Annotated in this window: 25 protein-coding genes and 4 tRNA genes; 18 read left to right on the top strand and 11 right to left on the bottom strand. The window is 31.1% G+C overall.

Going from position 1 to position 25226, the window contains the following annotated elements:
* Nucleotides 1-9: 9 nt before the first annotated feature.
* From lptB to H277_RS0111475, 4 genes are all read left to right on the top strand, one after another.
* The gene (lptB, locus tag H277_RS0111490) at nucleotides 10-738 is read left to right on the top strand and encodes an LPS export ABC transporter ATP-binding protein (RefSeq protein WP_026357554.1); all 729 of its coding nucleotides are present in this window, start codon (nucleotides 10-12) and stop codon (nucleotides 736-738) included.
* Nucleotides 739-782: 44 nt separating this feature from the next.
* A complete protein-coding gene (locus H277_RS0111485; protein WP_019975739.1) occupies nucleotides 783-1625 on the top strand; it encodes a helix-turn-helix domain-containing protein in 843 nt (280 codons plus the stop codon).
* Nucleotides 1626-1683: 58 nt separating this feature from the next.
* Nucleotides 1684-2835: an alpha/beta hydrolase-fold protein gene (locus H277_RS0111480; protein ID WP_019975738.1), complete on the top strand. Its 1152-nt coding sequence runs from the start codon at nucleotides 1684-1686 to the stop codon at nucleotides 2833-2835.
* 101 nt (nucleotides 2836-2936) lie between these two features.
* Nucleotides 2937-3731 (top strand): polysaccharide deacetylase family protein, encoded by a 795-nt coding sequence (locus H277_RS0111475; RefSeq protein ID WP_081623216.1) that lies wholly within the window; start codon nucleotides 2937-2939, stop codon nucleotides 3729-3731.
* Nucleotides 3732-3746: 15 nt separating this feature from the next.
* Here the strand turns inward: H277_RS0111475 and H277_RS0111470 are convergent, their stop codons facing one another.
* The gene (locus H277_RS0111470) at nucleotides 3747-3989 is read right to left on the bottom strand and encodes a hypothetical protein (RefSeq protein WP_019975736.1); all 243 of its coding nucleotides are present in this window, start codon (nucleotides 3987-3989) and stop codon (nucleotides 3747-3749) included.
* Between the two features lie 199 nt (nucleotides 3990-4188).
* Between H277_RS0111470 and H277_RS0111465 the strand changes: the two genes are divergently transcribed.
* Both H277_RS0111465 and H277_RS0111460 read left to right on the top strand, forming a co-directional pair.
* Nucleotides 4189-4773, top strand: coding sequence for a hypothetical protein (locus tag H277_RS0111465; RefSeq protein ID WP_221406900.1), 585 nt, complete (start codon nucleotides 4189-4191; stop codon nucleotides 4771-4773).
* A gap of 4 nt (nucleotides 4774-4777) precedes the next feature.
* Nucleotides 4778-5155: a hypothetical protein gene (locus H277_RS0111460; RefSeq protein ID WP_019975734.1), complete on the top strand. Its 378-nt coding sequence runs from the start codon at nucleotides 4778-4780 to the stop codon at nucleotides 5153-5155.
* 45 nt (nucleotides 5156-5200) lie between these two features.
* Here H277_RS0111460 and H277_RS20010 read toward each other — a convergent pair whose 3' ends face one another.
* Nucleotides 5201-5329, bottom strand: coding sequence for a 30S ribosomal protein THX (locus H277_RS20010; protein ID WP_019975733.1), 129 nt, complete (start codon nucleotides 5327-5329; stop codon nucleotides 5201-5203).
* A gap of 137 nt (nucleotides 5330-5466) precedes the next feature.
* Between H277_RS20010 and H277_RS20305 the strand changes: the two genes are divergently transcribed.
* From H277_RS20305 to H277_RS0111440, 3 genes are all read left to right on the top strand, one after another.
* The gene (locus tag H277_RS20305) at nucleotides 5467-5622 is read left to right on the top strand and encodes a hypothetical protein (protein ID WP_019975732.1); all 156 of its coding nucleotides are present in this window, start codon (nucleotides 5467-5469) and stop codon (nucleotides 5620-5622) included.
* A 3-nt stretch (nucleotides 5623-5625) separates the two neighbouring features.
* Nucleotides 5626-6831 carry a metallophosphoesterase family protein gene (locus H277_RS0111445; RefSeq protein WP_019975731.1) on the top strand — a complete coding sequence of 402 codons (1206 nt, stop codon included), beginning with the start codon at nucleotides 5626-5628 and terminating at the stop codon, nucleotides 6829-6831.
* A gap of 207 nt (nucleotides 6832-7038) precedes the next feature.
* Nucleotides 7039-10074 (top strand): AAA family ATPase, encoded by a 3036-nt coding sequence (locus H277_RS0111440; RefSeq protein WP_019975730.1) that lies wholly within the window; start codon nucleotides 7039-7041, stop codon nucleotides 10072-10074.
* Between the two features lie 32 nt (nucleotides 10075-10106).
* Here H277_RS0111440 and H277_RS0111435 read toward each other — a convergent pair whose 3' ends face one another.
* Genes H277_RS0111435 through rlmH form a run of 4 tightly spaced genes read right to left on the bottom strand, consistent with a single transcriptional unit; the run spans nucleotide 10107 to nucleotide 12898 of the window.
* Nucleotides 10107-11033 carry a ribonuclease Z gene (locus tag H277_RS0111435; protein ID WP_019975729.1) on the bottom strand — a complete coding sequence of 309 codons (927 nt, stop codon included), beginning with the start codon at nucleotides 11031-11033 and terminating at the stop codon, nucleotides 10107-10109.
* Entirely contained in the window at nucleotides 11030-11611 is a 582-nt protein-coding gene (rdgB, locus tag H277_RS0111430; protein ID WP_019975728.1) for an RdgB/HAM1 family non-canonical purine NTP pyrophosphatase, read from the bottom strand. Before rdgB ends, H277_RS0111435 begins: the two co-directional genes overlap by 4 nt.
* Nucleotides 11602-12432, bottom strand: a complete 831-nt coding sequence (locus tag H277_RS19765; protein WP_019975727.1) for a CPBP family intramembrane glutamic endopeptidase — start codon at nucleotides 12430-12432, stop codon at nucleotides 11602-11604. Before H277_RS19765 ends, rdgB begins: the two co-directional genes overlap by 10 nt.
* Nucleotides 12425-12898 carry a 23S rRNA (pseudouridine(1915)-N(3))-methyltransferase RlmH gene (gene rlmH, locus H277_RS0111420; RefSeq protein ID WP_019975726.1) on the bottom strand — a complete coding sequence of 158 codons (474 nt, stop codon included), beginning with the start codon at nucleotides 12896-12898 and terminating at the stop codon, nucleotides 12425-12427. The genes H277_RS19765 and rlmH overlap by 8 nt, the downstream gene beginning before the upstream one ends.
* Before the next feature lie 26 nt (nucleotides 12899-12924).
* On the opposite strand from rlmH, the gene H277_RS0111415 reads away from it, so the two are divergent.
* Nucleotides 12925-13896 (top strand): YihY/virulence factor BrkB family protein, encoded by a 972-nt coding sequence (locus H277_RS0111415; protein WP_019975725.1) that lies wholly within the window; start codon nucleotides 12925-12927, stop codon nucleotides 13894-13896.
* 1 nt (nucleotide 13897) lies between these two features.
* Here the strand turns inward: H277_RS0111415 and H277_RS0111410 are convergent, their stop codons facing one another.
* Nucleotides 13898-14770: an ion transporter gene (locus H277_RS0111410; protein ID WP_019975724.1), complete on the bottom strand. Its 873-nt coding sequence runs from the start codon at nucleotides 14768-14770 to the stop codon at nucleotides 13898-13900.
* A gap of 45 nt (nucleotides 14771-14815) precedes the next feature.
* Between H277_RS0111410 and H277_RS0111405 the strand changes: the two genes are divergently transcribed.
* The 3 genes from H277_RS0111405 to H277_RS0111395 are packed head-to-tail and all read left to right on the top strand — an operon-like array spanning nucleotide 14816 to nucleotide 19556.
* Complete coding sequence (locus H277_RS0111405; protein ID WP_019975723.1) at nucleotides 14816-15700, top strand: TIGR01777 family oxidoreductase; 885 nt, start codon at nucleotides 14816-14818, stop codon at nucleotides 15698-15700.
* Nucleotides 15701-15725: 25 nt separating this feature from the next.
* Nucleotides 15726-17627: a DUF3857 domain-containing protein gene (locus H277_RS0111400; protein WP_019975722.1), complete on the top strand. Its 1902-nt coding sequence runs from the start codon at nucleotides 15726-15728 to the stop codon at nucleotides 17625-17627.
* 60 nt (nucleotides 17628-17687) lie between these two features.
* Nucleotides 17688-19556 carry a DUF3857 domain-containing protein gene (locus H277_RS0111395; RefSeq protein ID WP_019975721.1) on the top strand — a complete coding sequence of 623 codons (1869 nt, stop codon included), beginning with the start codon at nucleotides 17688-17690 and terminating at the stop codon, nucleotides 19554-19556.
* A gap of 39 nt (nucleotides 19557-19595) precedes the next feature.
* On the opposite strand, the gene H277_RS0111390 is transcribed toward H277_RS0111395, so the two are convergent.
* Genes H277_RS0111390 through H277_RS0111380 form a run of 3 tightly spaced genes read right to left on the bottom strand, consistent with a single transcriptional unit; the run spans nucleotide 19596 to nucleotide 22813 of the window.
* Nucleotides 19596-20582 (bottom strand): LuxE/PaaK family acyltransferase, encoded by a 987-nt coding sequence (locus H277_RS0111390; RefSeq protein ID WP_019975720.1) that lies wholly within the window; start codon nucleotides 20580-20582, stop codon nucleotides 19596-19598.
* A gap of 46 nt (nucleotides 20583-20628) precedes the next feature.
* Entirely contained in the window at nucleotides 20629-21147 is a 519-nt protein-coding gene (locus tag H277_RS0111385; RefSeq protein WP_019975719.1) for a DUF6584 family protein, read from the bottom strand.
* 19 nt (nucleotides 21148-21166) lie between these two features.
* The gene (locus tag H277_RS0111380) at nucleotides 21167-22813 is read right to left on the bottom strand and encodes a Na/Pi cotransporter family protein (RefSeq protein ID WP_019975718.1); all 1647 of its coding nucleotides are present in this window, start codon (nucleotides 22811-22813) and stop codon (nucleotides 21167-21169) included.
* Between the two features lie 278 nt (nucleotides 22814-23091).
* Here H277_RS0111380 and H277_RS0111375 point away from each other — a divergent pair.
* From H277_RS0111375 to H277_RS0111360, 4 genes are all read left to right on the top strand, one after another.
* A tRNA-Thr gene (locus H277_RS0111375) sits at nucleotides 23092-23165 on the top strand.
* Between the two features lie 19 nt (nucleotides 23166-23184).
* Nucleotides 23185-23266: transfer RNA gene (locus tag H277_RS0111370), tRNA-Tyr, on the top strand.
* Between the two features lie 7 nt (nucleotides 23267-23273).
* Nucleotides 23274-23347, top strand: a tRNA-Thr gene (locus H277_RS0111365).
* A gap of 32 nt (nucleotides 23348-23379) precedes the next feature.
* A tRNA-Tyr gene (locus H277_RS0111360) sits at nucleotides 23380-23461 on the top strand.
* Nucleotides 23462-23557: 96 nt separating this feature from the next.
* On the opposite strand, the gene H277_RS0111355 is transcribed toward H277_RS0111360, so the two are convergent.
* Nucleotides 23558-24316 (bottom strand): 5'-methylthioadenosine/adenosylhomocysteine nucleosidase, encoded by a 759-nt coding sequence (locus tag H277_RS0111355; protein ID WP_019975717.1) that lies wholly within the window; start codon nucleotides 24314-24316, stop codon nucleotides 23558-23560.
* Between the two features lie 219 nt (nucleotides 24317-24535).
* On the opposite strand from H277_RS0111355, the gene H277_RS0111350 reads away from it, so the two are divergent.
* A complete protein-coding gene (locus H277_RS0111350; protein ID WP_146810817.1) occupies nucleotides 24536-25192 on the top strand; it encodes a YceI family protein in 657 nt (218 codons plus the stop codon).
* Nucleotides 25193-25226: the final 34 nt, after the last annotated feature.

Raw genomic sequence — 25226 nt, 5'->3', positions numbered from 1 at the left:
GATATGGGAATTGTATTAAAAGGTCAAAATTTAGTAAAAGATTACGGTAAAAAACATGTTGTAAAAAATGTGTCTTTTCAAGTAGAGCAAGGAGAAATTATTGGATTATTAGGACCAAACGGTGCCGGTAAAACAACTTCTTTTTATATGATTGTTGGTTTGGTAAAAGCGACACAAGGAAAAGTTTTTTTGGATAAGCAAGATATCACAAGTGATGCGATGTACAAACGTGCACAAAAAGGTATTGGGTATTTGGCTCAAGAAGCTTCCATTTTCCGTAAACTTTCTGTAGAAGATAATATCAAATCAGTTTTACAATTCACTAAATATTCAAAAAAAGAACAACAAATGCGAACAGATGCTTTAATAGAAGAATTTTCATTAGAGCATGTACGTAAAAATCGTGGAGATCTGCTTTCAGGAGGGGAGCGTCGCCGTTGCGAGATTGCGCGTTGTTTGGCAACGGAACCTAATTTTATCTTATTAGATGAACCTTTTGCAGGAGTTGACCCGATTGCGGTGGAGGATATTCAGAAGATTGTCCGTTCTTTAAAAGAGAAGAATATTGGGATTTTGATTACCGATCACAATGTTTCGCAAACATTGGCTATTACAGACAAAACCTATATCATGTTCGAAGGTAAAATTCTTAAAGAAGGCTCACCCGAAGAATTAGCAAATGACGAAGATGTTCGCCGTGTTTATCTTGGTGAGAACTTTATGTATCAGCAGATTTAGAATTTATTATAACTTTAATTCCAACATATGTTGGAATTTTTTTTATGTCGAAAATATTTGTAACGCATCAGCCCAAGAAATCTTGGCTTAAAAAGTATATTTCCTATTACTATTTTCATCAAAATACGATTTCAGGAGATGAAAATCGGTTTATCTATTATTCAAATGTTGAAAATGCTTTAACCATTTACAAAAATTCATTGGTTGATTTTTCTAACGAAAAACTGTCCACGACTTATCCTTGTGAAGGTCAATATTTCTTTCTTTATTCAGGTATCATAAAGGATTATTTTCTGGTAAATTTAATCGCTCCATACGACAAAATAGGAATCGTTTTTAAACCTTTAGGATTGCAGTATTTTATAAAAGATTCTGTTGATTTTATATTGAAATTAACAGAAAGAAAACGTTCCGAATACTTTCAGAATTTATTGAAAACTGATTTAGACAAACTGTTTGATAAAAATATTGAAAAAAGAGTGAAAGGCTTGGATCAATTATTTTCAGAATTATTTCATGTGTTTGAGGATGAGAAATTTATTCAGATTATGGATGAAGTTATAGATGGTTTAGATGAAACTAACATCAATCAATTATCACAAAAATTCGGTTTATCAACTAAAACATTACAACGGAAATTTCAGAAAAATTTTGCTGTAACACCTAAACAGTATTTGAAAGTGGTGAAGTTTAGACGTGCTTTTAATCATTATATGCAAGAAAATAAAGCGATTAATTTTACCGATTTATCTTATTTTTATCATTATTATGATCAATCTGAATACATCCATCACTTTAAATCTATTACAGGAACTTCTCCCAAAAAACTATTCAGAAATATTGAAAAATTAAGTGAAGAAGATATTTATTGGAATTTTAAAGTGTAATGTCCCAAATTACCAATTATTGTTGTTTAAAAGGGGATAAATTTGAGAAAAAAACAAGATGAAAAACTACGTATTATTCTTAACTATGCTTGCCTCGAATTTTTTATTTTCTCAAAATAAAGAGAAAATATCGATTCACTCAACTATACTTAATCAGGACAGGGAAATATGGCTGTATACGCCTGAGGAAATGGACGCAAACGAAAAATATGACGTCATAGTTGTTTTTGATGCTCAATATCAAACGTTTTTGGACCTTGTGCAATCATCCATTCCTTTTCGAGACGAATTAAATTACAGAGAAAGTATTATTGTAGGAGTTGTATCACCTTATGTAGAAAATGAGTACAATAGAAATAACGATTTGCTACCAATGGCAAACGACACAGAAGAGTTAAAAAGAAGAAGTCCTTACATTGGGAATGCAGATAAGGTAATTGAATTTATGGACAAAGAATTATTTCCGAATTTAGAAAAAAAATATGCTCTAACTAAAAATAGATTAGCGATTGGGCATTCAAATGGAGGAACGCTAATTTTATACTCTTTGTTGAAGAATCCTGCATTATTTACAGATTATATTGCTGTTTCTCCAAATTTTGCTTTTGATAAAGAACGTTTGGTGGGTGAGTTTAAACATTTCAATTTTGATCAATTGAAATCAAAGAAATTTATTTTTATCAGCCAGGCCAATGAAAGTGAAGCAACTAATTTTAAAGGTTGGGATTTTGCTTTTACAAATATTATAAACGTTTTATCAACTAAAAATAGTTCGAATCTGGTTTTTAAACACGAAGCTTATCCAAAAGAAAGTCACTTTTCATCTTTTCCAAACGGGATGCTTCAAGGGTTAAGAGAATACTATAATAACAGTAATTCAATTCATCAAATTATTGATTATATTGAGAAAAATAATTGGATAAATTCTTCAAAAATTAATCAAATAGGCTATAACTTATTTTATGATGATAGAATAGATGAAGGTATTCGTATACTTCAAATTGGTATAAAAAAATACCCGAATGATGTGAATTTGTATGATAGTTTAGGTGAATTGTACTTTAATAAAAAAGATATCAAAAATGCATCTAAGTACTATAAACTCTTTGGCGAAAAAGTAGAACAATCTAAATCAACTTTAAGTCAAGAGAATTATAAAAAATACAAAGAATTGTACCATAGACGTATGGAGGAGATCAAGAAAATGTAATGATTAATTGGTACTTGTTACTTGAAGAATTAAGCCAATCTTAACTTTAGAATTTATTCTTTTTAGGTATATTTAATTTAACCAAAATGAAATAAGAAAGTTTGAAGTATTTTAGATTTCTGTTGATTATTTACTTTTACTTGTATTTGATTTCATGTACAGACCAGGAAGATAATACACTAAATAAGATAAAGGATGCTGACCAAGGTGGAGTAGTGCTAACTTTTGATGATGATTATGTTGATGAATGGTTTAATGTAAATATCAAATTGAAACAATATAATTGGAAAGGAACTTTCTATATAACACATTTTAACAAACTTTCCGAAAATCAAATTCAAGAGTTAAACTACTTACAACGAAATGGTAATGAAATTGCAGCACATGGACTGAGTCATGTGCATACGGTAAAGTTTATAAAACAATTTGGACAAAAGGTATTTATCAGTAAACAAGTCTTGCCTATGTTAGATCTGATGAAAAAGAAAGGGTTAAAAATCACAGATTTTTCATATCCGTATGGAGAGCGTAATATAGAGTCTGATACATTACTTTTTGAGCATTTTAAAATGCTTAGAGGAACTACTTATGGAAAAGAACCACCTCAATTTCAGAACTGTTACTATGAAAATAAGTCCTTGATTTTTGGCTTGGGGCTAGATAATAGTTATTCTCATTTTGATATTCCTTATTTTATTTCGTTATTACAATATGCAAAGGAACATAACAAAATAGTTATTTTTTATGCACATAAGACAGTTTTGAAATCGAATAATAAATATGAAACAGAATTTAAAACATTAGAAGAAGTTTGCAAATTTGTAAAGAATAATAAGATGAAATTTTATACAGTTGCAGATTTACAAAAATTAAATAATCAAAAAACCCTCAATTAATTGAGGGTTTTTTGATTATAGATTAACGAAACGTAAGTTTCCTTTTCGATTGAACGTATTTTTAAAATGTAAAAAAACATCTTGAATATCATATCGTTTGAAGTTTATGGTATGAGATATATTTTCATCTGGAATCTGATAAGTCATTTTAAAATTCAACATATTACCAAAACCTGAACTCTCAATTTTCTCGACCAAAATTCCTAAAGATTCTAACCGTTCGATCAAACGGTTAATTTCCAAATCATTATGTTTCATACTCCCTAAGCCTACTAATTATGTGGCGTCAAAGCTAAAACATAATTGATAAATAACGAAGTTTAATCAAAAAAATAAGTAGGATTTTATTTATTTTTTTTGATTAATTTAGAGATGTAAAATAACTTTTTCTACTCATTTATACTTTATGAAATGTTCAGCTTTTTATTCTTTTATCTTCATTTTTATTCTTTCGAATATGAGTTTTGGTCAGGCTAAAATTTCTAGATATACACCAAAAGATCAGCAATTTGAGAAGACAATAGAAGAAACAGGAAATCCTGTTCATGGAACGCCTGTTTTGATAGTGAATTATTTTTCGCCAAAAACAGGAAGTTATTTATGGTACCTCAATCAAAATAAATCAACAATGAAAGGTGCTATAACAGACAACGCATATGATTTGTATTCAGGAATTTATTTGGAAGACCACGGAGGTTTGTTAGAACAAATAACGTTTAAAGATTTTGCAGGAATTTTATCCCAACCAAATTATTTACTCGATTATTGTCTGGTTGAGGACAAGGATAAAGATGGGAATCCGGAATTTTATCTGACGTATTTTATGGATTCAGACGGATTGGATGAAAAACCTTTGAAAGTAATTGTATACACCAAAAAAGGAAAAAAAATTACGAAAGCTAAAGTAACAGCGTGGATTCCATTTCAACCGGAAGACAAATATAGAATTGAAAAGGATGAACATTTTAATAAATTACCTTTATCCATTCAGAAAAAAGCATTATCATTACTCAAAGAGATAAAACAACGCAAAATAATTTAAAAAAATGAAACAATATATTTTATTCGTTATTCTATTGGCATCGTTTTCAAGCAGCGCTCAATCTATTTCAGCATGTGAAAAAATTGCAGCAGCAGCTTTGTATAATTCAGACTATATAAAAGAATTGACAAAAGACTGGGACGAATTGATCAAAGAAAACGGAGGAACAAATTATGGCTTGCAACCTGTTGAAGCGGAAAAAGGAATCTATCGATTTGTGTTAGTTCAACATTATCCGGAGCGGGACTATAATGCGAATTGGTTTACCATTGATTTAAAAAACAACCAAGTATTTGAAGAAAGTATGGCTGATCCCTCGTATAATAAATTCTTTAATTTAAAGCTTCAGGATGTGAAAAAGTTGAAAAAATGCAAGCATTAAAAAAGCTGAAAATCATTTTGATTTTCAGCTTTAAAAATTACATTTTTAGCTTTTTTTAGCAGGCTTCTCTTGTACCACCTCATCCTCATAATAATATTTTTTACGTGGACGTTTTACACCATAAGAGCCATTTACAATTTTTCCTCTTCTCGATTTTTTATCACCTTTTCCCATTCAAAATGTTTTAAAATTAATAAATTCGATTACTTTCTAACCAAGTTAATAAATTCAATTTAGTTGGACAAAAAATTCACACTTCTTTATGATTTGAGTTAACTTTACGGCATTGATTTTATTTAGAAATTGAAAAAATGAGTAGAAATACAGAAGCAAATAAAAAGGCTGTAAAAGCTAAAAAAGCACAAAAACGTAAAAAAGTAAAAGATGCCGAAGCTGAACGAAAGGCTCGTCTGAAAGAAATTAGTAAGCAATTTAATGCGAAAAATAATTCAGGAAAGGAAGATTAAATAATGAGAATTCTACATACAGCCGATTGGCATTTGGGTAAAAAATTGGATAGTTTTTCACGTTTAGAAGAACAAATTTTAGTGATGAATGAAATTGTCGAAATAGCGAACGAGCAACAAGTAGATTTGGTACTTATTGCAGGTGATTTGTTTGATAATTTCAACCCAAGTGTAGAAGCTGTAGAATTGTTTTATAAAACATTGAAACGACTTTCCGAGAATGGAAAACGTCCGGTTATAGCGATTTCTGGAAATCATGATTCTCCAAGTCTAATTGACGCACCGGATCCTTTGGCGCGCGAATGCGGAATTATTTTGATTGGATACCCAAATGCAAAAGTTCAGGAATTTGAAGTGACAGGTTTTCAATTGATAAAGTCAGTTGAAGGAATGATTGAATTGAAATTGAATTCATTTGATTTTCCGATTCGAATTTTACATACAGCCTATGCAAATGAAACCCGCTTGAAACAGTATTTAGGTGAAAAAAAAGAAGATGCTTTGAATGAAATACTGGCAGCGAATTGGAAAAATAATGCAGATGAATATTGTGATGAATCCGGTGTTAACCTATTGATGGCTCATTTGTATATGAACAAAAAAGGAGAAGAAATTTTAGAAGAACCTGAAGGAGAAAAACCAATTAAAATAGGAAATGCTGATCTGGTTTTTTCTGAAGCGATTCCATCTCAAATTCAATATACTGCTTTAGGACATCTTCATGGTTTTAAAAATATTGGAACTGAGGAAAAGCCTGTTGTTTACAGCTCTTCCCCTCTGTGTTATAGTTTTTCGGAAGCGGGGCAAACGAAATATATTTCGATTGTAGATGCACAACCAAATCAAACGGTAGCTTACAATAAAATCGAATTGAAAAACGGAAAACCATTAATTCGTAAAACGTTCGACTCGGTAGATAAAGCTCTTGAATGGTTAAATGAAAACCAAAATGCGTTGGTTGAACTAACTTTAGAAAGCGAATCTTTTTTGAAAGCAGAAGACCGTAAATTAATTTATCAAGCTCATTCCGGAATTGTTCATTTGATTCCAAAAGTGAAGAATCAAGAGGTTGAAGCAGTTGAATATAGATTTGCAGATCAAACAAAAGATATGAAAGAGTTGTTTGTGGATTATTTTAAATCCAAAAATGGAAATCAAGAACCAAATGAAGAACTTAAAGAGTTGTTTAATGAAATTTTGAATAACTAATCATTAGATTGAGGTTATTGAATAAGCGAGAATCTTCATTTTGTTAACACTCTATATCAGAATGACGTATTTTAATCATGAAAGTACGGGGAACATCTAATTATTATGTCTGTAAATAATCCATGAATTTAAATACAATTGTCATTTCGAGCTTGTCGAGAAATCTTTCACTCTTTCTAATTTATTTTTAATAATTAAATCAAAACAATGATTCCAGTAAAATTAACCATAGAAGGACTTTATTCGTACCAAGAACGTCAAACAATAGACTTTACAGATTTAACAAGTGCAGGATTGTTTGGTATTTTTGGAAATGTTGGTTCTGGAAAGTCATCTATTTTAGAAGCGATTACGTTTGCTCTGTACGGAAACTCTGATCGTTTAGGCGCTACAAACTTTGCTTATAATATGATGAATTTGAAATCCAATAAATTGTTTATTGAATTTGAATTTCTCAACGCAGAAGAGCAATTGTTTAAAATAACAAGAGAGTATAAAAGAAATGGAAAGAATTTTGAGAAAATTGTAAATTCTGGTGTGGTTTTATACCGATTTGAAAACGATTGGATACCACAAGAAAGTTCAGATGTAGAACCAATTTTAGGACTAAGTTCAGAGAACTTCAGGAGAACAATTATTATTCCTCAAGGACAATTCAAAGAATTTATTGAATTAAAACCGACAGCAAGAACGCAAATGATGAAGGAAATTTTCGGACTTCATCGTTACGATTTGCAAGATAAAGTGGCGGTTCTCAATACTCAAAACCTGACCAATCTAAATCAGTTGCAAGGAAAATTATCTGGTTTTGAAGAAGTTTCGGAAGAAAAAATAAAACAACTTGAAGAAGAGTTAGCTCAGCATATGAACATAACCAATCAAATTCAAGATGAATACAACCAAATCAATGAATCGTTTCAACGATTAAAAGCGTTGAAATCTGATTTTGAGCATTTGAAACAAAAGAAAATCGAGTTTGAAAAAGTTTCTGTTCAGAAAATTGAGATGGATCGGCAAAAAGCTGAAATGGAGAGATATGAATTGATTTTTAATGGTTTTCATCGATTACTGGAAAATCAAGCTAAACTTGAAAATCAAATCAATGGAAAAACAACTTCGTTAGATGTCCAGTATAAACAATTGACTTTACTGGAAAATCAAATGCAAGAAGTTTCAAATCAGATTGAAAGATTAAAAAATGCATATGAAGCTTTACCAACGAATCGAAAAGAAGAAGCTGATTTAGAATTGATTCTTCAGATTTTGACTTTTTCTCATGAAATTGAACAATTAAAAGAACGGACATTTAAAGGATTAAAGAAAGTTGAAGAGGTTCAGGAAAATGAACAAAAAATAGAAGATTCAATCAAATCTTTGGAAAAAGAAATAACGATTTTATCTCAATCGAAAATCGATTCACAAACGTTGATAGAAGTTGGAAATTGGTTTGTTTACTCTCAAAATTTAAACCAATTAATTCAAAAACAACAAACTAAAATACTTGAACAGCAAAATCAAATCAATGTTTTGAATGATCAATTGAAAGAAAATGAAATTGAGATTTCCACTTTTGAAAATAAATTTAATACAGCATTTGACGTTTTAAAATCAACCAGGCAATCACTCGAAAAACAAAAAACTGATCTAGAGCTTCAACAAAAGTTAGCGCAGTATACACATAATTTGCATGATGGGGAAGCGTGTCCGCTTTGCGGCGCTTTTGAACATCCGAATATTGTTGAGGTAGATGATGTTACATCAAATATCAATGCAATCAATGAAGAATTAAAAGAGGTTGAGGAAAAAGCGAGATTACTTCAGAAAAACCAATATGAAGTTCAAAAAGTAATTGACCAAAAGCAATTTATAGAAAAACAAAATGAACACGAAATTCAGGTTCTAAATGAATTGAAAATACAACTAAAAGAACAGTTGAATTTGTTTGTCTGGAAAGATTTTGAGGCGGAAAATTTTGAGTTGTTTGAAGAGAAAAAGAATCAAACTATTTCATTAGAACAAACAATTTCCGATAAAAACAAAGAGATTGTAACGTACCGGGAATCATTAGTAAAAGAACGTCAGGATTTAGATAAATATAAAAAAGCTTTAGAAAAATTTAAGTTAGAAGAGACGGGAAAAGCTTCTCAAATTAAGCAAAATCAATTGAATTTGAAAGTGTTAAAGTTTGAGGAGTTTCAGAAAGAAACAACTGAAAATGTTCAACATAAATTAATAGATTTAAACGTACATAATTCAAAGATTGAACAAGATTATATTCGATTAACCGAAAGTTTAAATAAACTGACTCCGGCATTCGCTTCTCAAAAAACGACGATCGAATCGGTGGAGAAGCAAATCAATGAGTTGAATGATGAATTAAAGCAAAATCAAATTGAAATTGAACATGGGTTAACACATCATCAGATTCAATCTACAGAAGAGGTTCAGCAGGTTTTGAATCAGCAATTGAATGTGATGCAAATCAGAAAAGAATTGGATGACTTTAGAGTTTTGTTTGAGACCTTGAAAAGTTCAATCAAAGAATTGGAGCAAAAATTAAATAAGGTTTCTTTTGATGAAATTGTTTTTCAGAAGCAAGAAGAAAAATTAGTTGTGGTTACTCAGCAGTTGAAAGAAGCAACAGAAATTGCAACAAAAACAAAAACTGAAATAGAACGGTTGGCAAAATCTTTTGCGGAGAAAAAAGAGTTGTTACTCGAATTGGATAAATTACTGAAACGAGCAACTAATTTACAAACGATGCGGAATTTGTTTAATTCTGCTGGCTTTGTGCAATATGTTTCGTCTATTTATTTGAAACAGTTGTGTGACAATGCGAATGTTCGTTTTCACCGAATGACAAGAAATCAATTAAGCCTGCAAATAAATGAGAACAACGAATTTGAGATTGTAGATTATTTGAATGAAGGAAAAAGCCGTAGTGTGAAAACACTTTCAGGAGGGCAGGCTTTTCAAGTTTCGTTAAGTTTAGCTTTAGCATTGGCTGAAAGTGTGCAAACAAATGCAAAATCGGAAAAGAATTTCTTTTTTATTGATGAAGGTTTTGGAACACAAGATGCAGATGCAGTGAATATAGTTTTTGAAACCTTGATGGGATTACAAAAAGAAAATAGAATTGTCGGTATTATTTCTCATGTAGATGAATTAAAAGATCGAATTCCTGTCGCACTACAAGTGACGAAAGATGAAGAAAAAGGAAGCTTAATAGAAGTCATCTCTTAACTAAAAAATCCTCTGTTTAGAGGATTTTTTAGTTAAGAGATGATTTCTATTTTAATTGTTTTAAGTAATTCAGGTAAAACAGTATGAGGAAATTCTTGTTGCGCTTCAATTAATAACGGTTTGTAATCATGGTAACGATTAGAGAAATGTCCTAAAATTAATTTTTTAACATTTGCTTGTTTGGCAATCAAAGCAGCTTCCTTTGCAGTTGTATGTCCTGTGTAAACAGCCAAATCTTTCAATTCATGTAAAAAAGTAGATTCGTGGTACAAGACATCTACATTTTTGATAATAGGGACTATGTCCGGTTTATATTTTGTGTCTGAACAAAAAGCATAACTTAATGATTTTTGCGCCTCAAACGTTAAATAATCATTCGGAATTATTTTCCCCGATTCTAATGTAAAGTCTTTTCCATTTTTCAAATTCTGATAATCACAGATTTCAATTTCCGGAAATTCAACAATCGTGTCCATGTTCAGTTTTCGAGGTTTTGGTTTTTCCCTAAAAAGATAGCCATTTGTATAAACACGGTGATTGAGCGGAATAGAATATACCTCAACCTTATCATCTTCAAAAACCAATACAGATTCTTTTGTATGCAGTTCATTGAAGATAATTTCGAACGAATTATTCGATTCTGTTAAGCGCAATTGCGTGGAGATAAATTCGTCAATCCCTTTTGGACCATGGATATGCAAAGGAGTATCGCGGCCAAGTAACTGAAAAGTAGAAATTAAACCAATTAATCCAAAAACATGATCACCATGTAAATGTGAGATGAAAATATGATTAATTCGGTTGAACTTGGCCTTGGCTTTTCGCAGTTGAACTTGTGTTCCTTCTCCGCAATCGATTAAAAAATGTCGTTCGGCAATATTTAATAATTGTGCAGTAGGATGGGTAAAAGCTGTTGGTAAAGCCGAATTAAATCCTAATATTGTTAGTTGTAAACTCAATTTACGTTTAGATTAGTTAAAAAATCGTTTAATTTTTCGACGGCTTTTCCTCGATGGCTGATGGTATTTTTTTCTTCAGCTGTCATTTGAGCAAATGATTTTGTGTGACCATCAGGAATAAAAATCGGATCGTAGCCAAATCCATTATCACCTAAAGTTTCAGTTGCAATAGTTCCGTTTACCCGGCCTTCGAAAAAATATTCTTTTTCATTTAAAATTAAACAGAAAACAGAAATAAAGTATGCTTTTCGATTCGTTTTTCCTTCTAATTCTTTTAATACTTTGGCAATGTTATCTTCATCTCTCCCTGTTCCGGCATAACGGTGAGAATAGACTCCGGGAGCACCATTCAATGCTTCGATAACTAATCCGGAATCATCTGCAAAGATGTTTTTTCCTGTTTTTTCGAAAATAATTTTCGCTTTTAATTGTGCATTTTCTTCGAAAGTTTCTCCTGTTTCTTCAATCTCATCAAAGAAATGAATATCAGTCAAAGATTTCATGGACAAATAAGAAGGCAGCATCTTTGTGACTTCTTTTACTTTATTGTTGTTATGTGTGGCAAATATTAATTCCATTTTATATTGTTTTTTGTTTTGTTTAATAAAAAAATCGATAAAATTCCTAAAAGTGTCATTCCTCCAATTAAAACATAATTTCTTTGGGCAAAAACATCTCCTTCCATTCCGCCTTGCATCAGCATTAACGAATAAGAAAGGGTATTATTTAGAAAATGTAATAAGATGGGCAAAAACAACGATTTCGTACGGTAGTATACAATTCCGAAAATAACTCCTAAAATTCCGGCACCAATAAATTGCCAGGGATTCATGTGGGCGCAACCAAAAACAAAACCATTGATTAAGATGGCTATCGTTGGTTTTATATTGAAATTCAACATGCCTTTCAGAATAATTCCTCTGAAAATAATTTCTTCGAAAACAGGTGCCAAAATACAAACCATTATGAAACCTGCAACTTTATAATCTAACATCATTTCGAAAGAATTCTGAAAGATTTTATAAATTTCTTCCAAAGGACCTGTGGTAGGAATTAAGCTTGTGAAAACTTCGGCTAAAGGCAAAAGAAAAATCCAGCAAGCAATGGATAAGATGAGTTGAATAATTGTAAATGGATGTTTGATGGATTGTATAATGGATGCAAATTTTGTTTGTGTCAATACCAATAAAATAATGATTGCGCAAACAGTTCCGGTTAAAAAACCTAACGGAAGAAGAAGATGATTCAATGGTTTATAGAATAAAGCCGGCAAAGAAACTATTCCGCCTGCGAATTGCATAATCATAACCGCAACAGCACTATAAAGAAGTGCTTTACCAATTCCAAAACTCAACTTTTCGGGTTGTGGTAGTTCTTTAAAGGGGGATGAGTTATTCATGGTGATAAGGTTTTCCCTGCAAGATACTAAATCCTCTATAAATTTGCTCTGTTAAAAATAAACGGACCATTTGATGAGTAAATGTCATATTTGATAAGGACATTTTTTTGTTCCCGCGGTTGTAAACGGATTCATCAAAGCCATAAGGACCTCCAATGACAAAAACCAGATTTTTTACCGATTGATTCATGTAATTCTGAATGTCATCTGCAAATTGTTTTGAAGTGGGCTGTTTTCCTTTTTCATCCAAGATAATGACAAAATCAGTATTTACGATTTTACTTAAAATGTGCTCAGCTTCTTTTTGTTTTTGTTGAATTTCGGACAAATTTTTACGATTTTTGATGTCAGGAATTTCAATTCTTTGATAATTAATATGCGAAGGCAATCGATTTTCATACTTTTGTAAAAGCATTTCGATAGCTTTTTCGTCTGTTTTACCGATACAAATGGTCGTAATATTCATTCAAAATTATTTATTAGGACAAAAATATGCGCATTCTACAAGATTTTAAAACATATACAGGAATAAATTATTTTCGAGATTGGTCGAAAACAAAGATGATGAATAAAAAGACAGGTATTACTGTATATGATTTCTTAAAGGTTTTTTGGATTCGTGTCATGAAAGGTAATTTTCCGTTGCGTTCGGCAGCAGTTTCGTGGATATTATTTTTTAGTATGTTCCCTTTTCTTCTTTTTCTGTTTAGTGTTTTGCCTCATTTGGTTTATTATCAGGAGATAAAAAACCTTTTGTTTACGCAGCTTCTTCCTCAACTTTTACCAAAACATGTGAGCAACGAAGTGATTTCGTATATTGATAAAACGACTGCATTACAAGGGAAACGAAAAGTAAATTATTTCTTGATTTTGGTAACTATTTTTATGTCGTCAAATGGCATACAAGGGATTATCAATGGTTTTAATGTGTCTTACCAAGATGTGTATGTGAAACGTAAGAATTCGAAATCGAGGTTGATTTCGATTGTCTTAACCTTATTTTTTACAGTTTTTATTGTGTTACAAGTATTTTTATCGTACTCAACATCTATTATTTGGAAATATTTGAGTAATGTTTCATTCTTAAGTAAACTAGGACAATTTTCGTATTTGATTAATTATTTTACGGTATTTATCTTCTATTTTGTTTCGATGTGTATGCTGTATTATTTTGGACCCAATCATAAAAAATCACGTAGTACAGTTTTACCTGGTGCAATATTGACTTCTGTTTTATTCTTATTAACAGTAATCGGGTTTAATTCGTATCTGAGTTATTTTACCAATATAAATTTGTTGTACGGCTCACTTGGATTGGTTATGATTATGATGATTTTTGTGTACATCAATGTCATTCTGATGCTGGTTGGGTACGAATTGAATATGTCAATTAATTACACGAAAAACTATGAACATGTAAATCATATCGATAACAATCGATACATCAATTTAGATAAACAATAAATTACTCATTGAGCTTGTGTCCACATGTTTTGCAGTAAATGGCACCATCAAGATGATAATCATCTCCACAATTACGACATCTTTCTGTATTTGTAGGAATTTCATCTTTCATTTTAGCAGCTTTATTCATTTCCATCGTTACAATACTCGTCGGAACTGCAATTACACCATAGCCTATAATCATCACTACAGAAGCTAAAAATTGACCCAATCCTGTTACTGGAGAAATATCTCCGTAACCAACTGTGGTTAATGTAACAATTGCCCAATAGATACTGATTGGAATACTTGTAAAACCGGATTCAGGGTGGTCGTGTTCGACCATGTACATAATTGAACCGATTACAACTACAATCAAGATAACAAATGAAAGAAAAACAATGATTTTATCTTTACTTTCCCTTAAACCAAGTACCAATACATTTCTTCCCCGTGTAAAACGAGTTAAGTTAAAAATTCTGAAAATTCGTAGTAAACGTAAAATTCTAATACTAGATAAATACTTGCTTGTAGGGAAGAAAAGTCCAAGATAAAATGGCAGAATCGAAAGTAAATCGATGATTCCGTAAAAACTGAAGACATACCTCCAACGGTTTTTTACACAATAAATTCTTAGTAGATATTCTAGTGTAAATAAACTTGTCAAAATCCATTCAAGAGAGACCAAAGTAGTATGGTGACGTGCATTGATTGCAGGAATCGATTCTAACATTACCAAACCGACACTTACCAATATTAAGAGTAATAAAGAGATGTCGAAAAGTTTTCCGTAAGGGGTGTTAGCTTCAAAAATAACATCGAAGATTTTCTGTTTCAACTTCTTTTCTTCATCCGCACCCATTCTTTTGAGGTAAGGAAATCGGCCTTTAAACATTGGTTTATATTTTAGGAAAGAGCTAAATTAGGAAAAAATTTTAGTATGAATATTCTCTTAACTGGTGGAAGTGGTTTAATAGGTTCAGAATTAACGAAAATTTTAATCGATCATGGGCATCAAGTGCGTATTCTAACGAGAGAAAAGGAAGTCGAGCATCCGTTTTATCATTGGAATAAAAATAAAATTGATGAAAAAGTTTTTGAAAATCTTGATGGAATTATTCATTTGGCAGGTAGTTTAATTGCCAAGAGATGGACAGATTCCTATAAGAGAGAAATTTTTTCAAGCAGAGTAGATACCGCTAATTTGCTTTTTGAGTATGTCAAGAAATTAAAGGTCGATTTAAAGTTTTTTATTTCTGCTTCCGGAACAGCATATTATGGACAGATAACTTCAAACACGATTTTTAAAGAAACGGATGAGGCAAATACAGATTTTTTAGGAAAAATATGCGTCGCTTGGGAAAACGCAGCTCATCAATTTGAAGAAATTGGAACACGTGTTGTTTGTCTTAGAACATCGTTGGTGCTGTCAAAAAAAGGTGAAGGATTTAAATTATTGAAAAAGCCAATTCAACTTGGAGTAGGAGCTAATCTCGGGGATGGGAAGCAATGGATGCCGTGGATACATATTGACGATTTGTTACAGATCTATGTAAATGCGGTGGAGAATATAGAAATGAAAGGGAGTTATAATGCTTCTGCTCCGGAAAATGTCAATCATTCAACCTTCAATCATACATTAGCCAAGAAACTGAATAAACCACTTTTTTTACCAAATATACCAGCTTTCGTTATGAAAATGGCTTTAGGAGAGATGAGCGATTTAGTTTTGAAAGGTTCACGAATTGATGTTGAAAAAATACAACTAACAGGATTTGAGTTTCAGTATCCAACCTTAGAAAAAGCGTTAAATGATTTGTTGTAACCTAAGTTAAGTATTATATTTGATTATGAAAAGACTATTACTCATTATTGTATTCTTAACGACTTATTCATTAAATGCTCAAAAATCATTACCCGGTTTTGACAAAATTACACAAGAGCAAATAAACTTAACATCTGTTTCGTTTGAAAAAGATGCTGATGCCGTTATTCTCTCGGAAATAGGACAAATTAGCATTTCGGGGAGAGATTATTACATCGATGTAAAGAAACGAGTAAAGATCTTAACAGAGCAAGGAAAAAAGAATGCTAATATTGAAATTGAATATTACTCAAATCAAAATTTGGAAAGTATTTCTGATTTGAAAGGGCAAACAATCAATCAGGAAAATAATCAATTTGTAAATTATCCTCTTGATTATAAAGAAATATTTGATGTAAAAGTGAACGATTATTACAGTGTAAAACGGATAACTTTTCCTAATATAAAAGTAGGTTCGATTATTGAATATCAGTATAGAGTAAGAGGAAATCATTTATATCTAATCAATGCTTGGGATTTTCAACATTCATTACCAACATTAAATAGTAAATTCAGAGCTGAAGTTACAGGATATTTGGATTACACCAATTTATTAATAGGTAAACGTTTGGTAGAGAAATATGAAAATAAGAACAGCAAATCTGAATGGGAACTAACAAATGTACCAAGCATTAAAGAGATAAAATTTGCTTATAATAATAAAGATTACAGTGAACGAATCCGTTTGCAATTAAAGGGGTATTACGGCGAAAAAGCAAATGTGTTTGGAAATACAGTAGAATATAAAACCGCAATACACACCTGGAAAGATCTGAAAAAAGAATTATCAGCAAATAATGACCGTTTTCTAAATGAAGCGTATGTTTCTAAATTGGCTATAGAAATTCCTGATGGAACGACTCAATTAGAAACATTAAAAAATGTTGTGAATTATTTCAATAAGAATTTTAGATGGAATTATTTTCGTTCTATTTTTTTGAGCGAAACTCAGCGTACAATTGTAGATAAACGTACAGGTAACTTAGCCGATTTAAATGCACTTTTCCAAACCTTATTGAAAGCAAAAAATATAAAATCTGATTTGTTGCTGGTAAGTACGAGACAACATGGAAAATTAATGACAAATTTTCCTTATCTGAACCAATTTGATGCAATTATAAATTTAGTTGAACTGAATGATAAATCTACTTATATTATAAACGCAGCGAATGTTTCGGTAGAACAGTTGAAATTTCCTTCGCTTCATATTTTTAATGATTTAGCTTTTAATATTAACGCGAAAGAGGATGTTTTTCTAAACCTAAAACCGTTTTTATCTTCTTATGAGTCAAATATGACTTATACTATTCAGGATAATAACGAAATAATGGAAACAAGAAAGGAAATGTTTGATGGATATTTTTATCATGAAAATAGTAAAGATAAAACTGATTTGATTCATCAATATTTAAATTCTGCGATTAATACGACTTATGATGATGTAAACAACAAAAAGATATTTTATGACTCGACAGATGAAAAACATAAAATAATGGCTGTTGGGAAAACAATAATAAATGAAAATAATAATTTTTATACCTTGGAAAACCCTTTAAAGCATTATCTGTCTACATTTTTATTTAATGAAAAAGACAGAAAAAATAATATAGAATTTAACTTTCCTCAGTATTTTGTGATCAATGTAAAAGTTAAAATTCCTGAAGGATACAAGGTCGTTCCTCCAATAGATTTTACAAAAACATTACAACCAAATGAAAATTTATTATACCATCAAAATTTTATTGTAAAAGACAATTCAATACAATTATTAATACAATTTCTATCCAAAAAATCGGTTTACGAGTATAAGGAGTATTCGACATTAAAAAATTTCTTTGATGCTGCTCAAAAGTTATCACAGCAAGAATTTATAATCAAGAAAAACTAACACGTAAATATATTTTAATGTTAATTGTATATTGTATTTTTGCAGGAATTATTAACCAGAATGAAATTAAAAATAACTTTACTCTTTTTACTTTTCGTATTATATACGAATGCCCAAACAAAAGATTTTAAACTTGGAAAAGTTTCAGAACAAGAAATCAAATTAAATCAAGTTCCTTTTGAGAAAGATGCAGATGCTGTCATTCTTTCTGAGGAAGGAAAAATGGAATTAACTCCTGCGAATTATTATTTAACTGTAAAACGAAGAATTAAAATATTAACGGAGAAAGGTATCGACGAAGCTAATATTCAGTTGAGTTATTATAGTAAAAATAAAAGAGAAGCTATAAGCGGAATCAAAGGAAGTACAATTAATATTGTCAATGGAACTGAACAAATTTCTGCAATTGATGAAAAAGAAATTTTTGAAGTTTCGATAAACGAGTTGTATTCTGCAAAGAAATTCACCTTTCCAAATGTAAAAGTCGGATCAATTATCGAATACATCTATAGAAAGAGTAGTGAACATAACTTCTCCATTGATGCGTGGAATTTTCAGCACGAATTACCGACACTTTTAAGTAAATTTCGTTTAAATAACCAGGCATACGGAACTTATTCTATTATCTCGATTGGAGATGCGTTAAATACAAAGTATAAAGGAAAATCAAGTGCAACAGAATGGGTATTAACAAATATTCCGAGTTACAAACAGCTGAGATATGTATACAATCCACAAGATCAGAGTGAACGTATAAAAATTCAAGCAGATAATTACCATACAGATGGGGCTAAAAAAACAACTGTAAATGCTTGGAAAGATTTGATTCAAGATATAAATAATCAATATGATTCGTACAGAAATCCTTTTGCTGTAAAAGATATTGCTCAAAATATCCCCAATGGAAAAGATGAAATTGAAACCTTGAGAAATGTGATTCATTACATTAACACGAATGTAAAATGGAATAGATTTTATGGAATTATTCCATCACGCTCAAATAAAACGTTATTAAAAGAAAAATCAGGTTCTACAGCAGACATGAATCTTCTTCTGCACGAAATACTCACAGCCAAAGGATTTGAAACGTCATTGATTTTATTTAGTAGCCGTCATCATGGACAGATTTTGTTTTCTTACCCAATTGTTAATCAATTTAATTCAGTTTTAACGGTAGTAAAATTAAATAAAGGAACTTCAAATGTTATTTTAGACGCTTCAAAATTAAACAAAGAACAAATAGAGTTTGGTCCGTTGGATGCGTTTAACTACCATGGAGTAGTCCTAAAAAAAGGAGAGCCATCTTTCGTGAAATTAAATCAAAAGTTATCTTATTACGAATCATCTATGAAGTATGATTTTATGAATAATGGAAATTTAGTTCTTTATCGAAAAGACAAATTAAATGGTTATTTCTATGATGATGATGTAGATGAAAAAAATGTACTGAATCGATTTGTGACAGAATCTTTAGATGTTCGTTTGGATGAAGAAAAAAGCGATAAAACGTTTTTTGAGACAGATTCTTATGTTAAAAATTATAGAGCAAAAGCTATAATTCCGAATGCTCCATTTTATACGTTTATAAATCCTTTGCGTGAATTTCTAAAACATTATACATTCGAGGATAAAAACCGTCAACGCAAAATAGAATTCGATTATCCTTATTTATTTAATATTCAGGTCAAATCTAAAATACCGGAAGGTTATGAAGTTGTGATAGATGAAAAATATAAGGCACATCATAAAATAGAACTTGGTTTGGAATATTATCAGGAAGCTAAAGTAAAAGACGGACAATTGATTTTAGCCATTCAATTTTTATTACCTGAAGGGGTATATGAAGCAGAGAAATACAATGAATTGAAACAATTCTTTGAGAAAATTAAAATTGAAGCTGTAAAAGAAATTTTAATGAAAAAGAAATAAAATAAAAAACGTGCTGAAAAATTCAGCACGTTTTTTATTTTATGATTCAAGTATCATCAAGTTGCAGCCTCGTACGTCTGAATGATCGAAACGTCCTAAGATTTCAAACTGATTAGATGTTATTTTTTTTCCTAAATCATCAGTTGCAATAAAACTGATTGAATTGTAATTTGCTAAATCAATTACATTTACGCCTCCTGTTTTTCCTTCTTCAACATAGCGAAGAGGATCTTCGGTTTCGCGAATTATAATTCGCATCCAATTAGGGGATTTAAACGTTAAATCTCCTCGTGAATAACCTTGAGAAAGCAATTCTGTCATGCCATATTCTGAATGAATTTCGGTTGTTCCGAATCCTTCTTTTAGGATACGGTGCAATTCTTCACGGGTAATTTCTTTTTTGCGACCTTTCATTCCGCCCGTTTCCATAACAATTGTATGTTTCAAATTCATTTTATAATGCTTAACAAAATCCAGCAAAGCAAAAGAAACACCAATCAAAATTGCTTTTTTGCCCGTTTTTTCATGAGCCAAAAGGTTTTCGTACAATTCGTGGTGGTTATATAAATAAAAACCGCTTTTTTCGTTCTCGGATTTCTCAATCCAATATTCAACCATATCAATAAGCGATGAACCTGTACGTTCCAGATAAGAAGGTAGAAGAGCGAAAATTGTATAATCTGAAAGCGGACCGTAGAATTGTTCAAAACATTTTTCTAAACTATAATGATACAAAGCCAAATCTGTAACCAAGTGTTTACTCGTTGTCATTCCTGTTGTTCCGGAACTTGTAAAAACTTTTTCAACTGTTCGGGTTCCGGAAATAAGATCATATTTCTTGAAAAACTGAATGGGTAAAAAAGGAATATCGTCTGTATGTTTTACAGTAGAATAATCAACATGCAAGAAATTCAAAAAGTTTTTATAAACTTCATTTTCTTGTGCTTGATAACGGAAAACTTCCAATGCAGCGTTTTGGAAATCTTCTTCGGACTGAATAGAAAAAATTTGCTTTGAATCAAACATCTTGCAAAATTACAAAATAGAGGAGAAGTGAACGAATTTTTGAAAACTAAAACCATTCAGTAATTTTAATAATTCCAAGAATGAGGAGTAAAAGGATAAAAATAAGAAAAGCAAAAAAGGAATACTTTAATATTTTATCTTTGAATGTTTCTTTATAATCATCATTTTCACGATAATTTTTCTTAGGTTGAAAGTTGGGAATGTTTTTAGTTTTTTCGAAACTATCTTTTTCTAAATCGTTTAAAATTGTTTGCAGATTAAATGATAATTTAGTTTTATCCCCACGAAAAACGATATCTTTTAGAATTTGATGACCAGAATTATTAACAGAGTTTTTGTAGACTTCGATACATCGGTCAATTTCAGAATTTCTTTCTTCCGATAGAAGCCAAAATTTTCCAGCTTCATCATAAAAACCGCTATCATAATAAATTTCAGCCAATTTATTTCGTAAAGTTAAATCATTGGGAAATTCATTGATCAGGTTTTTTAATCGCAAAGTTGCTTTATATTTTCTTCCTTGCGCTAAATCATAAGCTATTTTTTCAGCAACACTTCTTCGCATAAAGTAAACATACAAAAAACTACTGATTTTTCAGTTTAACAATTGTTGCATTGGCTTTATACAAATGATCGCCAAGAATTTCGTAATTCTGGATCAAATCTTTGTAAAAAAGCGCACTTGTGGTCATTAACTTGTCTTTTTCGATGGTTTTCATCAAATTTACTTCGGCTTCTTTGTAAATTGTATTAATGGTTTTTTCTATAAATTCGGCCTGTTTAATGGAAACTTCTTCCTGTGTTTCGTTCAAATTTTGGTTTAAAATCCGAGTCGTTTGATTCAAATTGATTTGAAATTCGACCAAATAAGTCCTCATTTTTGGAGTAAAATAACTATTGGTCATACGACGACGACGATGGATGGAAGAGATTTTAATAGCAATATCTCCAACACTTTCCAAATGATGACAAAGTGTAATCAATTGATGAATTGCAATTGTATTTTCGTTTGGTAAATCCAAATCAGCAATTTCATTTAAGAATTCATTTACTTCACGTTCTAATTGATCACCTTCTTTTTCAAGTTCTAAAATTCGTTCACGAAAAACCAAAATCTTTTCCTCGTCACTTTCGGTAATCATTCGACCAAGTGTATAAATCGTTTGTTTGGTTGTTGAAGCAAGTTTCAGCAATTTTTTGTTGGCTTCATTTTTATATAGGTCAGAATTTGTCCCAAAGGGAATCGCATAGAATTCTAACTTATTATCAGTACGTTTATATGAAAAATACTTTTTCTGACAATAGAAAGCCAGCTTATTGATAAAAGGGGTTAATAGCAGAACGCCAACCAAATTAGTAATGGTATCAAATGTTATCAACTGAACGGCTATGTTAGAAGAAATTGATGCACCTATAAACTGTAACAGCAAGTTTCCGAGAAGCATAAAGATGAAAGCAACCACAAGATTAAAAAATGTGTGAAAAGCAGCTACAACTTTTGTGTATTTATCACCAATGGCGGCAACCAAATGCGCTGTGAATGTTGTTCCGATATTTGCTCCCAAAACAATCATTGCAGCTAGTTCAATGGGTAAACCTTTACTTGCTAATAAAATTGCAATGGTAATTGATGCAGAGGAAAAATGAACTAAAACAGTTAATAATATTCCAAAAAGAATAAACAACAAGTTGGTTAAAAATCCGTAATTGGATAAATGCTGAAAAAACTCTTGTAACTTCTGGTGGTTTTCAATAGAAGGTAAAAATGTTTTTAGAAAATAGAGAGACAAGAATAACAACGAAAGTGAAAATAAAATTCCACCTATTTTTCTTTGATTTCGTTTTTTCGAAAGATAAAATGGAAAAGCAATTATAATAAGAGGCAAAGCGAGCTGAAGTAAATCGAATTTCATTCCGAAATAAACTAGCCACAATGTTAATGTTGTTCCGATATTCGCTCCCAATATTAACCCAAAAGCTTTTCGTAAATTAATCAATCCGGCATTTACAAATCCTAATATAAACACACTTGCAGCGGACGAAGACTGTATAGCTGTTGTGAAAAGTGTTCCTGTAACAATTGTTGAAAAATTGTTTCTGGTAAGTTTGTTTAGAGTACGTTTAAAATTTGATCCGGATAACGCTTGTAAATTTTCGCTTAATAATTTGATTGCAAAAATAAACAAAGCAATAGCCCCGAAAAGTTGCAAAATTTGTATGATAAGGTGCATTAATGATTAATTGACTACAAAAATAGGGACTCTAATGTAAATAGAATATTATCTTTTTGACTTTTTCAACAAAAAAAAGTTTATTTTTTTTTGAATTCTAAAATTCTGATTTTCAAAATTGAAGTGATTATTTCTTCAACTCTTCTGATTTTTTTTGAAAAAACATTTGCGAGATTCGAAAAACTGCCCTAATATTGCACCACGAAAAAGGAACAATACTTCTTTCAAGAAATAAACTTCCTGTTTTCAATTTGAAATATTCAAATAATAATATTTTTGCCGATGTAGCTCAGCTGGCTAGAGCAGCTGATTTGTAATCAGCAGGTCGTGGGTTCGAGTCCCTCTATCGGCTCTCAGTAAAAATATAAGTTGGGGAGATACTCAAGCGGCCAACGAGGACGGACTGTAAATCCGTTGGTTTCACCTTCGCAGGTTCGAATCCTGCTCTCCCCACAAAATTGCCGATGTAGCTCAGCTGGCTAGAGCAGCTGATTTGTAATCAGCAGGTCGTGGGTTCGAGTCCCTCTATCGGCTCTTCTTTTTTGAAGAATACTTTATTATTAGGCGGGGAGATACTCAAGCGGCCAACGAGGACGGACTGTAAATCCGTTGGTTTCACCTTCGCAGGTTCGAATCCTGCTCTCCCCACAATTCCATTTTACTTACAGGATAGAAATAAGCCATCAATCATGATGATTTTATTACTGTATGCATCAAAAAAAAAAGCCCTTTTTAAAGGACTTTTTACTTGATGATATTTTTTATAATTTCTATCGAATAGACATTCGAAATCTTTTCAATAAAACTGTTAAAATCAATTGTAGAATGATCGTCTGCATCATCAGATATTGTTCTGATAATAATGAAAGGAATATCAAACTCATAACAAACTTGTGCGACAGCGGCTCCTTCCATTTCTACACAAAGAATAGCTGGTAAATTTTGCTGTAATTTCTCTTTTTGAGAATTAGTGGAAAAGAATAAATCTCCGGAACCAATTAAACCAATATGCAATTGAGGGGTATGAATATTAAATTTATTGAGATCCATATCCGAAATTACATGATGCAAATGTTGTTCTTCTAATAATTCTAAAATAGCAGTTGTAGCAATTTGTATTTGAGAATCATCAGCTTCAAAAAAAGCTTTACTTAGCATAGGGATTTCATATGCAGGAAATAGAGGCTGCGCATTCATATCATGTTGAACCATGCTTTGCCCCAAAACAATATCCCCAATTCTTACGTCTTTATGTATTCCTCCTGCAACACCGGTAAAAATTAGTTCCGTAATCTTAAATTCTAAAATAAGTGTGGAAACTGTAGTTGCTGCAGCAACTTTTCCTACACGAGAATAAACAACAACAACCTTCTGATTGTTTAGTTCTCCAGTGAAATAGCTTCTTCTCCCGATTTTATATTCTTGCTTATTTGATAATAAATTGACTACACCATTTATTTCTTGAGGTATAGCGCCCATTATTCCAATTATTCTTTCGTTCATTTTTTCAATTTGCCAACGAAGTTACCAATTTATTTTTTGTATTTGTAGACGGTACAATAAATCTCATACAGTAAAATAAATGGTAAACAAATGATAATCAGACAAGTGTTTAGTAGGTTTTTTATCATGGTACAAAAGTAGACTTTTTTTCAGAATATGTTAAAAATCAATGGTGAATTCGAGTAGGCTTATTGTATTTTTGTAAGCTAAAAGTTTGAAATGAGAAAAATATTTACTGCTATTGTATGCTGTATGTCTGTCATGTTGATGAATTGTACAAATCAACCGGAAGAAAATATAAAAGAACAACACGACACAAAAACAGAAGTAACTGTTGAAGAGCCTACCGAAATTGTAGAAGGTGTGATTCGTAAATCGGGAGTAGAGTGGACTGCTTATAAAACAACGGATAAAGTTGCTGTTTCCGGACGCTTTGACGTGGTTTTAGTGAAAGATGCAAAAGAAGATGGTAAAACGCCTGAAGAAGTTTTAGAGGGAGCAAATATTATTGCTTCTGTCGCTACACTAAATTCTGATCAAATTGATCGTGATCAAAAGTTAAAAGATATTTTGTTTGGAAATATGGCCAATACAAACGAAATAAAAGGTCAGCTGCATTTTAGAGAAGGCAAGACTTTTTTGAATTTAACATTGAACAATACCTCAAAGGAATATGAGGTGAAATCAACTTTTGAACATAATCTATTTACCATAGAAACAGATGTTGATTTAATGGACTTTAATACTGCTAAAGCAATGGATGCTTTGAATAAAGTTTGTTTAGAATTGCATAAAGGTGCAGATGGAATTTCTAAAACCTGGAGTGAAGTTCATGTCAAGGGACAAGTCGAATTTAGCGAAAGTTTCGGAAAATAGCTGAAAGAAAAATGATAAAAATTAAGGCTACAAA

This window comes from Empedobacter brevis NBRC 14943 = ATCC 43319, assembly GCF_000382425.1.
Classification (GTDB): Bacteria; Bacteroidota; Bacteroidia; order Flavobacteriales; family Weeksellaceae; genus Empedobacter; species Empedobacter brevis.
The sequence above is the reverse complement of the archived record's forward strand: the minus strand, read 5'-3'. Positions and strand labels throughout refer to the sequence as shown.